14 protein-coding genes are annotated in these 13,212 nt (G+C 49.2%); 4 read left to right on the top strand and 10 right to left on the bottom strand.

The genetic code is table 11. The features are described 5' to 3' along the window. Positions 1-160 precede the first annotated feature (160 nt). Together JTN23_RS07160 and JTN23_RS07155 are read left to right on the top strand one after the other, a co-directional pair. Positions 161-1,195 (top strand): LacI family DNA-binding transcriptional regulator, encoded by a 1,035-nt coding sequence (locus JTN23_RS07160; protein WP_247233402.1) that lies wholly within the window; start codon positions 161-163, stop codon positions 1,193-1,195. 187 nt (positions 1,196-1,382) lie between these two features. Next, complete coding sequence (locus JTN23_RS07155) at positions 1,383-1,811, top strand: response regulator (protein WP_247233401.1); 429 nt, start codon at positions 1,383-1,385, stop codon at positions 1,809-1,811. Between the two features lie 224 nt (positions 1,812-2,035). On the opposite strand, the gene JTN23_RS07150 is transcribed toward JTN23_RS07155, so the two are convergent. The 10 genes from JTN23_RS07150 to JTN23_RS07105 all read right to left on the bottom strand — a co-directional run bounded on the left by JTN23_RS07150 (position 2,036) and on the right by JTN23_RS07105 (position 11,689). Further along, positions 2,036-2,380, bottom strand: a complete 345-nt coding sequence (locus tag JTN23_RS07150) for a TM2 domain-containing protein (protein ID WP_247233400.1) — start codon at positions 2,378-2,380, stop codon at positions 2,036-2,038. A gap of 829 nt (positions 2,381-3,209) precedes the next feature. Further along, complete coding sequence (locus JTN23_RS07145; RefSeq protein WP_247233399.1) at positions 3,210-3,626, bottom strand: response regulator; 417 nt, start codon at positions 3,624-3,626, stop codon at positions 3,210-3,212. A 378-nt stretch (positions 3,627-4,004) separates the two neighbouring features. Beyond that, on the bottom strand, positions 4,005-4,694 hold the full coding sequence (locus JTN23_RS07140) for a LytR/AlgR family response regulator transcription factor (protein ID WP_247233397.1): 690 nt from the start codon (positions 4,692-4,694) through the stop codon (positions 4,005-4,007). A gap of 18 nt (positions 4,695-4,712) precedes the next feature. Beyond that, complete coding sequence (locus JTN23_RS07135) at positions 4,713-6,173, bottom strand: serine hydrolase domain-containing protein (protein WP_247233395.1); 1,461 nt, start codon at positions 6,171-6,173, stop codon at positions 4,713-4,715. Between the two features lie 62 nt (positions 6,174-6,235). Next, positions 6,236-7,777: a sensor histidine kinase gene (locus tag JTN23_RS07130; protein WP_247233394.1), complete on the bottom strand. Its 1,542-nt coding sequence runs from the start codon at positions 7,775-7,777 to the stop codon at positions 6,236-6,238. An 86-nt stretch (positions 7,778-7,863) separates the two neighbouring features. Beyond that, positions 7,864-8,961 carry a serine hydrolase domain-containing protein gene (locus tag JTN23_RS07125; protein WP_247233393.1) on the bottom strand — a complete coding sequence of 366 codons (1,098 nt, stop codon included), beginning with the start codon at positions 8,959-8,961 and terminating at the stop codon, positions 7,864-7,866. Between the two features lie 85 nt (positions 8,962-9,046). Then, positions 9,047-9,370, bottom strand: a complete 324-nt coding sequence (locus JTN23_RS07120; RefSeq protein WP_247233392.1) for a helix-turn-helix domain-containing protein — start codon at positions 9,368-9,370, stop codon at positions 9,047-9,049. Positions 9,371-9,472: 102 nt separating this feature from the next. Beyond that, a complete protein-coding gene (locus JTN23_RS07115; protein WP_247233391.1) occupies positions 9,473-10,276 on the bottom strand; it encodes a hypothetical protein in 804 nt (267 codons plus the stop codon). A gap of 63 nt (positions 10,277-10,339) precedes the next feature. After that, positions 10,340-10,897: a GNAT family N-acetyltransferase gene (locus tag JTN23_RS07110; protein ID WP_247233390.1), complete on the bottom strand. Its 558-nt coding sequence runs from the start codon at positions 10,895-10,897 to the stop codon at positions 10,340-10,342. A 345-nt stretch (positions 10,898-11,242) separates the two neighbouring features. After that, complete coding sequence (locus JTN23_RS07105; RefSeq protein WP_247233389.1) at positions 11,243-11,689, bottom strand: response regulator; 447 nt, start codon at positions 11,687-11,689, stop codon at positions 11,243-11,245. Positions 11,690-11,901: 212 nt separating this feature from the next. On the opposite strand from JTN23_RS07105, the gene JTN23_RS07100 reads away from it, so the two are divergent. Together JTN23_RS07100 and JTN23_RS07095 are read left to right on the top strand one after the other, a co-directional pair. Beyond that, a complete protein-coding gene (locus JTN23_RS07100) occupies positions 11,902-12,474 on the top strand; it encodes a Crp/Fnr family transcriptional regulator (protein ID WP_247233386.1) in 573 nt (190 codons plus the stop codon). An 80-nt stretch (positions 12,475-12,554) separates the two neighbouring features. Next, positions 12,555-13,100: a hypothetical protein gene (locus JTN23_RS07095; RefSeq protein ID WP_247233384.1), complete on the top strand. Its 546-nt coding sequence runs from the start codon at positions 12,555-12,557 to the stop codon at positions 13,098-13,100. Positions 13,101-13,212 lie beyond the last annotated feature (112 nt).

Genomic DNA, 13,212 nt, shown 5'->3' with positions numbered 1-13,212 from the left:
TACAACTGTTCTTATTGGCTTGCTCCTAAACCCCGCAAAATAGTTACGAGAACGTTTACATGTAGATCAAAAGGAAGCAGCTTGGGTACCGGAAGAGTAAAGGAGTAAGCCAAAGAGCTAAAACGCTTATTGTTTATCGAGCAGGACTAACCATTTCACCGTGCGTAAAAGATACACGACTATAAAAGATATCGCCCGGGTACTAGGCATTTCGGTAGCAACTGTGTCAAGGGCGTTGCGTGACAGCTATGATGTAAGGCCGGAAACGCGTAAAAAAGTCTTGGATGTAGCAACTGAGCTGAATTACAAGCCAAACTTTAATGCAACGGGACTGGTACGACAAAGCACTCATAATATTGGTGTGATTATCCCTACCATAACCAACTACTACTTTTCAACTGTTATAACGGGTATACAGGAAGTTGCGCAAAGAAACGACTTCAACATAATCCTGTATATTACCAATGACTCTCCTGAGAATGAGATCAGGATTGTAAAAAACCTATCCTTGAGTAGTCTGGATGGCTTGCTGGCCTGCGTATCTTCCCAAACTAATTTCTACACCCACTTCCAGGATCTGATAGATGATGGTCTGCCAGTAGTTTTTTTTGATAGAGTCGTACCTACCATTCACACCTCTAAAGTTATGCAGGATGATTTTAACGGCGCTTTTATGGCTGTGGAGACCTTAATCAAAAGTGGCTACAATAAGATAGCGCATATAACGGGTCCGAAGGGATTACAGCTAACTGACAACCGGCTGCTCGGTTATTATGCCGCGTTAGATCAATATGGTATAGCAAGCTATCCGGAATGGGTTATCCACTCAGGCTTTTCCCAAAAAGATGGAGAGGAGGACGCCCTTAAACTTCTGGGAGGAGAACGTGTACCTGATGCTATTTTTGCAGTAAACGACAGAAAAGCCGTAGGCGCCATACTGGCTTTAAAAAGAAATGCTATAAAAGTTGGCGAAGAGATTGGGGTGATTGGCTTTACTAATGATCCTATATCAGAGATTGTATCACCTACACTGTCAACTATCGCTGAACCTGCCTATGAAATCGGCTTAAAAAGCTGTGAGTTGCTACTTAAACATATACGAAAGAGCCACTTTGAAGCTCAGGAAGTAATATTGGAAAGCCGCCTGATACAAAGAGAATCTACAATCCGTAGCATATCTCGTCAAAGTAGTTAACATCCTGTGCAGCTACTACTGATCTTATGAGGACGCTGCTGCTTCCGGATCGCACGGGTAGACTCCGTGGCTTATTAGCCCGTTATATATTTATTTAGTAAGCGGTGCCGCCTCCCAACGACTCTCGGCCTAATTATTGTTGACTAACAAGCATCGTTCACTTGCTTTACTCAACATAGACTAAAAAATGATAAATCATGTAATGGTGGTAGATCACGATGAGATCTCCATGTTTATTACAAAACACAAGATTATCAAAACCGGATTTGCCAAAAATATCATCTCGATGAGCAAGTCCACCAAGGCACTGGATTATTTCGAATATGTATCCTCCAACCCGGAAGGGATAATACCGGAGCTTATATTTCTGGATCTGAGTATGCCCGTGATGAATGGCTGGGAGTTTGTAAAGCTATTCACCAAGCACTTTCTGCCCCTGTTCCCCAGCACCAAAATCTGCATCACCTCGTTTCTGAATCCCAGTGAAGAGGTAAAAGCCATCGTACACCCCTGCGTCATTAATTTCATCAACAAGCCGCTTAGCCTGCACGTCCTGGAAGGGCTGAAAGACCACGAACTACTCAGGCGGTACTTCATGGAGGTATCCGTGAAGTAGTCGGCATAGGGAACGCCGCCTGGCTTGATTGTACAACCTGGATAACTCCTTACAAGCAAAAGCCGCCTGACGAGTACTCGTCAGGCGGCTTTTGACACTATGATGCATTCGTTTATACCCAAAGGTTAAAGCATGTAGCAGTTATAATGAAAGTATAAGCCGCTAATGCATTAGCGGCTTATAGCTACTTGATCTACCTTTTTTGATATTAGACTGAGCTACTCTTATCCCAATGTGTGGGTATAGTTCCAGGTACCCATTCTTGATCTTCTGGGCGTTGCGTTTTTGATGGCGTTGTACTCATGCTGATATCGGGTCACCTCATGAATGGATATCCTGTTTGGACATGCACCAGCGATGAAGGCCCCGTAGTTATACTTCATTCCAAAGGCTTTGTCGGATTGGATAAAGAATACGCAGGCATCAATGACTCCTAAAACGAATGGAATGAGTGTCCAGCTAAAAAGGATACAAAGAATACCCAGGCCGTTCTGGCCCAGGTAAAATCGATGAATACCAATACCTCCTAAAAAGAGGGCTAAAAGACCAGCAGTAATTTTGTTTTTCATAATCGTTGAGTAAGGGACAGACAGGTAATACTACGTGTTTTATGCGTAATTATACGTAGTTACTATGCAATTTTTGTACCACTTCAACCATTATTAGCCTAATAAATCTGCGATTTTAGCCTAAAAAAGCAACTTGCTCACCCACTGGACTTTACTTAGTACTGAGCCACCTGTTTTATAAAAACCTGCCTCCGGGGCAGATGATCTGGCTGTAAACCCTAACCTGCCCTTATTCCAGAAGCGTGGTCTGCTCCTGATCTTGCAAATCAGGAATACCTGCACTATAAGCGCTCCAACACCTATGCCGGCCCTACCGGTTATGAGTATCAAACCAGAGCTTACCACGCTCGTAACGAGGCGATTAATACAACAACCCCTTACGTCAGGCACTAGTATTTATTGAGATATATGCGGGAACAGCACGGCCTTTGCCTTTCATCACTAGAGAAGAGGACTAATTATCATGCTTTATATATATACAGGCACTACGGCCTATGTATATACGTTATGTACAAGTCATACATATTTCCTGCCAATTCAGCCCCTGCTCAAAAAAAATTACCACTGGTTACTCCTTAGCCAGTATGCAGTTACTTACTCTATCCCGTAGTAAGCCCCAGGCAGGAGTGTAATGTACTTCTATCCCGGCAGGCGCAATAGACGTGGTACTTAAATAAGAAAAGACATCTGGTAGTAAGCCAGGAGTTTGGCGGTGCCAGAGCTACGGGGCCAGGCTGGACTACATACGAGAATAAGTAGTCATTACTCCTGTAATAAACAGGGATTGCACAGGCATAAGAGTCAGTGACTCCTGACTCTTATGCTTCCTCTACCCGAAAAAATGCTTCAGACAGGTGTGATGCCTGAGTTGTCGGATCTCCTCCAGAAACAGTGGCTTACTGATAAAGGTAATGACGCTCGAATAGTAGTAGGCCTGTAGCTTATCCTGAGGATCGACTGAGGACGTCAGCATACAAATTTTCGTTTCCGGAAATAGCTCCTCAAACCGAGCCGAAAACTCATCCAGGAAGTCCCAGCCATTCATGATAGGCATATTGATATCCAGAAAGACCAGGTCTGGCACTACGTCTTCTTCTCCGGAAGCCAGCTGTTCAAAATAATCCACTCCCTCCTGACCATTATTCAACGTGATGATGTTTTCGGCGAATCCATGTCTGATAACCGTTAGTTTCAGGAGCTTCGCTGTGGTATGTTCATCATCAATAATGAGTAAACTTTTTATCATGATGAGCCAAATTATCATGTAACTACAAGTGATATAGCTAGATAAAGAAGCATCTTTTGTGAAAATTGTTTTGACTGTCAGTCATTTTATTAAATATCTTTTGAATAGCGTGGTACCTGGTGAACAGAAAGCAGGTTGTACATTTCCTGGATAGTGGCTCATAAAAAGAAACCGGGCTGCCATCCTTGTACGGATGAACAGCCCGGTACACTACCCTCTAAGCAAAGCCAATCACGCAACGGCAGATCTGTATATACAAGTAGCAGGTATATAGATGGGGAAAGGCAATGATCAAGTACCTACTATCTGGTGTATACGTCAGGAAGTCTGAGGGTGGGTGAACAGGATTGAGTCAGTACCCTGGGCCTACATCGTCGGTTAAATAAGTTTTTCGCGGATGGTTTTCATGACATGCTCGTAGGAAGCCCCCACGGGTACCTGTATATCCCCCACCGTTAATTCATGACGTGCTATCCTGGCTACTTTATCAAGGGCGATGATAAAAGAGCGATGTACCCGTACAAACTGGCTGGATGGCAGGATAGTCTGGATATCATTGAGTGTCTGGCGTGAGAGAAGCTTCTTGTTGGTTAGCACCCAGGTGATATAATTTCCATCTGCCTCAATGTACAGGATGTCCCTCAGTAGTACCTTTTCCTCCTCGTAGCCGGTCTTGACAAAAATAGAATCAACGGCATCGGTCTGTTGGGAAAGTTTCTTCTCCAGCGCCTTGTTACAAGCCTTCACAAACCGGGGGAGAGAGAATGGCTTCAGCAGGTAATCTATTGCATCCAGCTCAAATCCCTGCACCGCATACTCAGAGTAGGCGGTCGTAAAAACAACCATCGGTGCCCTGGGCAGGGACTTCACTACGTCGATACCCGATATGTCCGGCATATTGATGTCGATATAGAGCAGGTCTACCCGGTTGTTCTGCAGGTATACCAGGGCTTCCATGGCATTGGTGAAGGTAGCCTTGAGGTCCAGGTAAGGCACCTTTTGAGCCAGCAGCTTTACTACATCCAGTGCCTGGGGCTCATCATCAATGGCTATGGCCGTCAACATCATACGATACGAATTAATAACTTACTTAACCTTTACCCATTGATCCTCCCCAAAGGCCAGTAGCCCCGTGGTAGTTCCGTCGGCGGAGGTAGCAAATTTAAAACTTCCTCCCTCTCCTTTTACAAAAAAGGCCAGCTCGGACTCCGGAAGTAAACTAAATTTGCGCCCATTCCAAAGTTCCTTCACCAGCAGATGCCCTTCCCCGGCAGCCACTTCCAGGGTTAGTTTCGGATTATCCTTAAGCTGGTAGTGACCCGCCAGCTTACTGAGCTGCTGATTCGACACATTAGCTAATGTCCGGGTAAAAGGCTTGTAGTGAGGCCAGCCGTAGGTCTGGGCGAGGCTCCGCATAAGTTCAAATACCAGTTTCATCCCGTTGTCCGCGTTGGTCATGATGACGACGCCCTTCCCGGCTTTGGCCATCCCGTAGAAGTAGCACTTGTAGCCTACGTTACTACCGCCGTGGGCAAATACTACATCCTCCTCAGCAGTCAGTACCTCTGGTCCTAGCCCGTGGATGCCCTGCTGCCTGGTGAGCATGGCCTTCGTCATCTCCGCAGATAAGAGGCGGTTGGATTCACCCCGGAAGGATTTCTGTACCTCTATCAGGTAACGGGCCAGATCGCTCGGGGTGGTCCACAGGCCGGCAGCCGCCCCCTCGGGGTAGATAAACCAGCCGCCCGGAACCGGCTTCCCTTCCTCAGAATGTCCCCGGCTGGCATTGCCCTGGTAGGCATCCGGCAAGGGCTGGATGAATGTACTGCGCGACATGCCCAGCGGTGCCAGTACGGTACGCTGCATCAGCGCAGGGAAATCCACCCCCGCCCCATCCTGAAGGGCCTGCTGCACCACCGTATACCCACCTCCCGAGTACCTCCATCGGGTGCCGGGCTCTATATTCGAAAGTATGGGAGGAGAAATGGCTGGCTTTTCGCCGTTCAGGATCTGAGTCAGGGAGGGAACAGCCTCGCCTGGTATGTACCCGCGGAAGCCGTGTACAGTCACCCCCGCCGTGTGTGACAGGAGCTGCCGCAGGGTAATAGGCTTTGGGTTTGCAAAACGATTACTTTTCAGCTTCCAACTCTTCAGGTAACTATTGATGTCCTCTTCCAACTGCCATCTCCCCTCCTCCACCCACCTGAGGGCTGCTAGGGCGGTGACAGGCTTGCTGATCGAGGCTGCCTGAAACAGGGTTGAGGTATCGGCCTTCCGGAGGCTGTCACTCTCCAGGTACCCGTAGGCTTTGGCCCATTCAATCCGTCCGTTGTTTACCACCGCTATACTGACCGACGGTACCTGGTAGTGCTCCATCCGGTCCTGGATGGTATAGTACTCCGTGGGCTGCCCCGCCAGCTGTATAGGCGGCTGCAAGTGGGTCTCTACCTGCCGGATCTTTTGTTCTACTTCGGGAGAGAACGTCTGGGCCAGGGTGGCCCTGGCTGCCAGAAAGGCAATCAATGTGAATGCGTTAGAGAGTTTCATGGGATTGGATTTATAGGTATGACATAGAGTGTATCTTAGGCTGAAAAGCGGGCAATAATGCGTTACAGTACAAGTGCCAGGGCCACGAAGTAATCATGTTCAGACTGCTGGATAGTGAGCTCGTGCCGATCCGGGTAGAGTAGCCCCAAGCGCTTCCGTACATTATCCAGCCCTACCCCCGACCGCACCTCCTCCGCCTCCAAAACAGGACGCACGTGCAGCGAATTATGTACTTTGAAAAACAGCTGGGTAGACGTGGTAGTCAGGGTGATATAGATCCAGGACGGATGCTGCAGGCTGACGCCGTGCTTGAAGGCATTCTCTACGAAGGGTACCAGCAGCATGGGAGCCAGGTAAAGCTCCCGATCGGGCGCATGGATATTTACCTTAATATCTACCCCCTGCGACTCATCAATCCGTAGCCGCTGAATGTCGATGTAATTCTCCAGGTACTCCACTTCTTTGGCCAGGGGGATCTGCTCGCGGTTGTTCTCCTCCAGCAGGAAGCGCATCATGTCACCCAGCCTCTGGATCCCGTCAGCCGTTTTATCGCTGTTCTCCTTCAGAGCCGTAGCATACAGGCTGTTGAGCGCATTGAACAGAAAGTGCGGATTGATCTGAGCCCGTAAGCTATCAAGCTCAGCCGATTTGCTGGTTACCTCCGTCTGCAAACCAATTTTCTCGGATGTGTTTGACTGCCGGAGGTAGGCAATGACAAAGGAGGAAATAGATAAGAATAGAAGGGTTAAATTGAGGGAATAAAAGGTGAAGGCCGGATACCCATAGGCTCCAAGCACCACGATAGCGCCCAGTAACCCGATCAGCAGAAACGTGACGATATGGTTGAATAAGAGGGAGGATTGGGGACGCCTTAATAAAGGAAGAATGTAGGCCAGGCAGAAGTTCTGCAAATGATAGATCAGCAGGATCAAAGCCAGGAACAGCAACAGGTCATTCAGTGGCCTGCTCCAGAGCACCCGGGGCACAGGGACCAGCAGAGCCAGGCTCAGGAGCCCTACACCTACGCTACCCACAATCAGGTAACTGATCACCCGGGCCTGCCGCTCATTGTCCTTTTGGAGTAGTTTTATCAGATAAAAATACAGCTGAGTAAGCCTGTCGAAGGAGTACAGGATAATAGCTACCCCAAGCGCATCGGCCAGTACGGTACGCTTCCTGTACAGGGAGTACACCCTGAAGCCCAGAATCTGCTCCTGACTATCGAAGCGGTAGCGTACGTATAGCTTAAAATAGTGATAGACGAACACCGCCGCCAGCAGGAGTAACAGTACCACCAGGCCATACCCCCACCTGCTCCCGGCTGTGTGGAGCTTCCATGCGGGAAGGGCAAAGCGGTAGTACATATACAGGGCAAGCAGGACCAGAGCAGCCCCCGCGATGACCGGCACATTCGTATTAAGTACATGATCATATTCCGCCAGATCATCCAGTATTCTGCTATTCGTTACTCCCACGGACTGGGCTCGCCGGATCATGCCATTGAAGGTGTTGGCCTCCTGCAGCAGTCGCCGGAGTACATACACCACGGCAGCACCGGTCAGTATGAGTAGCTGAATTTGTCTGGTTCGGATCCTGTCTTGCATAGCTGATAAATTTCTCAAAGCTATTCCCTTTTAAAGAGGCATAATGGAAAATGGGGTGAACCGCTCAGAAAAAGGGGCAAACACGCCTACTTATCCTCATCAACATACCCCTTAATAAGGTCATAGATATGCATCAGGTGCACCCTACCCCCGTGCCTCTTTCTTTTCCGGATCATGAACAGGCCGGAGGTGAGAAGCGAGTTGCCGGTAAAGTTTCGCTGTGCGATGGCCAGATTTCGGGTGGTGTCAATGAGCAGAAACTGCCCTCCGTACCCGTCGGCCCAGATGGTGTTGTTGTCTTTATCCATCCACCACAGGTAGCCATAGCCGTCAAATGGCCACATGCTTTCGTCCAGCGTGGTGGTGTAGGCTCCTGTACTTTCCCGGATCCATTCGGCCGATACTACCTGTTTGCCTTTCCACAGGCCCCTTTGGGCTACCATGGCACCCACTCTGGCTAAGTCCCGGGCGCTTAGGTACATCCAGTATACCCGGTAATCCGACTTATCATCCCGAACCGGCCACGGATTGCCGTACACAACATGGGAGGCCGAGAAATCCTGCATCTCCAGCGGCCTGGCCAGGTACTCTTCCATGAATTCCCCGATGGACCTACCCGTCTTCTGCTCAAGAATGGCTCCGAGTACATTAAAGTCAAAGTTGTTGTAAAAAAAGAATTCGCCCGGTTTATACTGCTCCCGCCTGGGGCGGTTGGCTTTGGCAAAATCTGTCTCGGCCTCGGCAGGCAGGTACACCCCCGAGCGGGCCATCAACAGATCGCGTATGGTAGCCGATTTCTCCTGAGGTGTCAGGGGCGTTTTACTTTCATCAATTCCCAGTTGTCCGAGGGATTCATCCAGCCTCAGAAAGCCTTTCTCCCTGGCGATGCCAATCAGCAGGCTCATGATGCTCTTGCGGGCCGAGTGGCAGTTGATCAGCCTCTTCACGTCCCCTTCTTCAAAAACTATTTCCTCGTTATGGATAGCTACCACCTGCTGGGATTCCGCATAGTGTGAGGTATCCCGCACGTACGCTTTGAGTTGGTCCTGTACCTGGGCGGGCAGTAGCGCTCGCCGGGGAAGCTCAGAGCCGTAGGGGCTCTCTCGGTACCAGACTCTGGGCAAGGCCGAAATAAGTAAGCAGGCCAGTAGTACAAAGCCCGCTACGTAGCTGATTCGTCTCATGTTTCTCTTGATTGTTTTTGGGCAAAGCAAGAGAAACGGGACCCTCGGGCGCTCTCAAAACCTGTTTTGAGAGTAAAAAATGCCGCTATGGGGTGGACTGGAGCTGCTTCAGGTACTCTTTGGGAGTGACGCCCTCCGCTGCCTTGAAGATCCGGTAAAAGCTCGCTTCCGAATTGAACCCACATTCATAGGCGATCCCACCGATGGAAAGGTAGCTGGTGGCAGGGTCCTGCAACCGTTGCTTTACTTTCGCCACCCTGTACTCATTAATGAGGTTCCGAAAGCTTTTCTGAAAGGCACTATTGATAACCGCCGAAACAACTGCCGGACTGAAACCTACCCTCTCGGCCAGCTTCTGGAGATTCAGCTCCGGGTCAAGGTATAGCTCATCCTCCTCGAGGGCCTGCACGATAGCTTCGCGGACCTTCTGGGTTAGTTCAGGGGGTACCCTGGAGTCCCTATCCGCTGAATTGACATTATCTGCCGGGGCAGTGGGTACCGGGTTCCTTTCCTACGGTAGCTCCGGGTAGTCATCCCGATCAGAATCAACCGGTACACCAGACTCATCAGCTGCAACCGCAAGCGTTCGGTCGGGTACCTGAGTACCTCTGTACCCAAGATAGTACACCAGAAGGGCCAGGTACACGAAGAACACCTGCCAGTGAATAAAATAGGAGGAACCAAACCGGAACACGGAATCGAGAAGGATGGCCGAGGCCAATCCGGCCACGAGAAGCCCCATCAGGAGCAGGACATTGCGGAGCCAGGCGTAGGTGGGGTAGTCGGTGTTAGAAATGGTGTTGTACAGCCACCGCCTATAGCGTAAGATAAGCCGTAACCCCAAAAACCAGTATACTAAACCCGAAAGTATGGAGAGGTAATCTTCCAGGGCCTTTACCTGGTTGAAGTGGTACCCATTGGCAATAGCGTCCTTGGCACCCAGGTCAGTATGTGGATACACGGCGATATACACAAACAGGGAGTAGATAAACGAAAGTGCAAAAGGTACAAAGTGCAGCAAGTGCCTTGTGGATAGCCGGTAGCGGGGGCGGATAAGGGAATGGATGTACAGCCAGAGGAGCGGTTGGATGGCCAGCTCAAACGCCAGTGGAAAGTACCTGAAGGTCCGGGTGTGCCAGAGCCCCGTAGTATGCAGGAGTATCTTGAAGCATAGCAGGTTAAATACCATCAACACCAGCGACAGCAGCCACTGGCTGGTACTCCTCTTTCTGAGCCAGATAAGTACAGTCGTAACCAGTCCCTGACTGATGCCAATAAGTACCAGTACTTCGAAAAGAGAAAAGCGCGGGTACAATGTGAAAAAGCAAGGTTGAATTGACAGGTAATAATAGCCATTTTACCTTAAATACTTTATGGCCTAGCTTTGCCTGGTCAGGGCATATTCATAGTCTGCTCTAATCATCGAATACATACAGACGTTGACAAACCGGCTATCAATACAGGCGTAGTTTCGTAGTACTCCTTCCAGTACGAACCCCGATTTTGTCAGTACTTTTCTTGATGCCACATTACTCTCCACGGCCAGAGCTTCTACTCTCTCCACATGGATCTTCCCGAAAAGGTAAACAACCAGGGCGTTGACTATTTCGGTAGCGTATCCTTTATGCCAAAAGTCAGGTAGCAGGTTATAGCCAATTACGGCTTTTCTACCAGCCGTGTTAAAAGCCATGACACCTGCTTCGCCTATGTACTGACCGGTACTTTTATCAAACAGGGCCTGAAATCCACACGCATGGTGAGCATACTTATCCAGCACATCCTCCAGGTATACCCTGGCATCCGCGAGGCTACTGGTAGTAGTAATGGTAGAGTACTTCCATACCAGGGGCTCTGCTCGCAGACTATGTACATAGGGTAGATCCTCTTTCGTGTAGTTTCGGAGAATCAGCCTTTCGGTTTCCAGCGGATGGATCATAGCCTTTCAGGTAGTAGCCGTTGTTTGAGTACAAGTATGTAAAGAAAAGTATATTCTCTACATAAAGCTTCCGCCGTATGGATATTCTACTAGAGTAGAAGTGAGTAAAGGGTTTGGTGTCACGTGGAGCAGACAAAATACCCCATTGTCTCTATGCAACGGGGTATTTAACTATGAACATCATTGTATGGGAATTAGGACCGTACTAACAGTAGTAACCGATAGTGATACTATTTGTTTGTAACGGTGACTTTGATAGTAGCGGTCGCACCTGAAGCGGTAGCTTCTGAATAGAAGTTTGGGATGAGAGCCTGGATTAGTCCTTCCCGCTTGATGAAGCAAGGATCAGAAATTTCTGAAGGGATTCCTGGGGTAGAAGAACTGCCCTTCGCCGAGGGAATAATGATTAAATACCTTCCCGAGCGTTTTGACCAGTTCCTCAATGGAGCTTGGCTTGACCACATAGCCGAATGACCCTAGCTCCTTCATTTCATTCACATCTTCCATAGTCTCCAGGGTCGAGAAAATAATGATGGGAGTTTGTTGAAGCCGATCTATACGCTTCAACTCAGCGATTGTCTGCTTGCCGTCCATATCCGGCATATTCAGGTCCAGAAAGATAACATCAGGTACAAACTCAGGCTTAGTACGTAGCTCCCGGATCGCTGCGGTACTACTCAGCGTCACACAATCCACGTAAGGATTTACCTGAATCATAGCTATGGTGAAGATCTCGTGATCCTCCACATCATCGTCTATCAGTAGGCAGATGCCGTTCCTTCTATCTATCATTCTATATATCAGAAGTACATGAAGCCAAAGTAACCATAAGATTACATATACTTTGCATAAATAGCAAAAAAATGCTTTTAGCTATACTTAAGCACCTGTAGAGGCCCGGCATGATACGTCCGTATAGTAGGTGTAATCCCATTATTGATTAATATAGTAGTATCTGTAATCAGTGTGAGCAGGAAGAGTGATCCAAACGTGTTAGCTAATGTATGAAGATGAATGTCGCTCAGCATATCCCCTTTTCGGAGCAGTTGCATCCTGATGACTGGGCGCTGGCCGAGGGCCAGTTTCAGCAGCTGGTAGGTAGCCGTGAGGATATTCTGGTGAACCAGGGGCAGGTATGTCAGAGGCTGTATTTTATTCAGGAGGGCCTGGTGTATGCACAGCGCCCGGACGGACAGATACTTTGGTACGAAGCGGAAGGAGAGTCTTTTACGGAACTGGACAGCTTCTACCGCCAGACGCCCAGCCAGACTATCATCAAAGTAGCGGAGGCCGATACCCGATTGATCTGTATCCATCATAAAGATCTGGAGGCGCTTTATGCGCATTCGCACCGGTGGGCGCTGTGGGCACTCCGCTTTCAGCAAAGGGAGCTGCTTCGCATTACCCACTACTACGAGGCTTTGCGAAATAAGGATGCTACCCAGCGGTACTGGGAACTGGTGGAGGCGCGTCCGGACATTCTACAGCGAATTCCCCTGGGGCACATCGCTTCGTACCTGGGCATTAGTCAGGTTAGTCTGAGCCGCATCCGGGCAGGTACCCAGAAAAAGCAGTGAGTCTCGGCGGCTTTTAACAAATGTAAAAGGAATCGCCACCGCTGAAACGGATCTTTGTATGGATGCTATAAAACAAGACTATGAATGCACTAGACAGATCCATCAAGGTACCGAAGGTTTTACAGGAACTACATGGGGTAGAGACTTCGGCGTTTGAGTTGCTCCTCACCTATGGGGCAGCCCTACTGGTGACAGTACTTGTACTTTGGGAAGCCCGGTACTACCCATTGAGCAACCTCAGGGTTATTCTGCTGGGTATCCTATCGCTGGACCTTGCCGGGGGAGTAGTCTCCAACTTCACCCAACCCACCACTAAGTACTACGCCGGAAGCCCGGCCAAACGGTCTGCTTTCATTATGCTGCACGTTATTCAGCCCTGCCTGCTAGGGTGGATATTTCCGGCTGCGTGGGTGGCCATCGCGGTTGTGGCCATCTATACCATCGCGGCCATGGTGCTGGTTAATTGGCTCAGGGTTGATGCAAAGCAGCGGGTACTCGCCGCCTTTTTACTGGTAGCAGGCCTTTGCATTCTCCTGCTGATGGGTACCCCATACGCGGTACTCCTCCTGCTGCTAGCGCTCTATGAAGTAAAGCTGATCCTGGCTTTTCCGGTCAGGTGGCAGTAGTACAATTAATTACCCGTACCACTACCTGCCAGTAAATTGAGCGAGCCACATAAACAGAACACCCGCCCACATGCCTGCTGATAGTACTAAATGACTCTCGTAAAAGTAGGAC

The organism is Telluribacter roseus, from assembly GCF_017355915.2.
GTDB lineage: Bacteria > Bacteroidota > Bacteroidia > Cytophagales > Spirosomataceae > Telluribacter.
The sequence above is the reverse complement of the archived record's forward strand: the minus strand, read 5'-3'. Positions and strand labels throughout refer to the sequence as shown.

What these genes read in the sequence shown, in the direction of transcription:
- JTN23_RS07155 (WP_247233401.1), top strand. Translation starts at nt 1,383, where the DNA reads ATGATAAATCATGTAATGGTGGTAGATCACGATGAGATCTCCATGTTT.
- JTN23_RS07150 (WP_247233400.1), bottom strand. Translation starts at nt 2,380, where the DNA reads ATGAAAAACAAAATTACTGCTGGTCTTTTAGCCCTCTTTTTAGGAGGT.
- JTN23_RS07145 (WP_247233399.1), bottom strand. Translation starts at nt 3,626, where the DNA reads ATGATAAAAAGTTTACTCATTATTGATGATGAACATACCACAGCGAAG.
- JTN23_RS07140 (WP_247233397.1), bottom strand. Translation starts at nt 4,694, where the DNA reads ATGATGTTGACGGCCATAGCCATTGATGATGAGCCCCAGGCACTGGAT.
- JTN23_RS07135 (WP_247233395.1), bottom strand. Translation starts at nt 6,173, where the DNA reads ATGAAACTCTCTAACGCATTCACATTGATTGCCTTTCTGGCAGCCAGG.
- JTN23_RS07130 (WP_247233394.1), bottom strand. Translation starts at nt 7,777, where the DNA reads ATGCAAGACAGGATCCGAACCAGACAAATTCAGCTACTCATACTGACC.
- JTN23_RS07125 (WP_247233393.1), bottom strand. Translation starts at nt 8,961, where the DNA reads ATGAGACGAATCAGCTACGTAGCGGGCTTTGTACTACTGGCCTGCTTA.
- JTN23_RS07110 (WP_247233390.1), bottom strand. Translation starts at nt 10,897, where the DNA reads ATGATCCATCCGCTGGAAACCGAAAGGCTGATTCTCCGAAACTACACG.
- JTN23_RS07105 (WP_247233389.1), bottom strand. Translation starts at nt 11,689, where the DNA reads ATGATAGATAGAAGGAACGGCATCTGCCTACTGATAGACGATGATGTG.
- JTN23_RS07100 (WP_247233386.1), top strand. Translation starts at nt 11,902, where the DNA reads ATGAAGATGAATGTCGCTCAGCATATCCCCTTTTCGGAGCAGTTGCAT.
- JTN23_RS07095 (WP_247233384.1), top strand. Translation starts at nt 12,555, where the DNA reads ATGAATGCACTAGACAGATCCATCAAGGTACCGAAGGTTTTACAGGAA.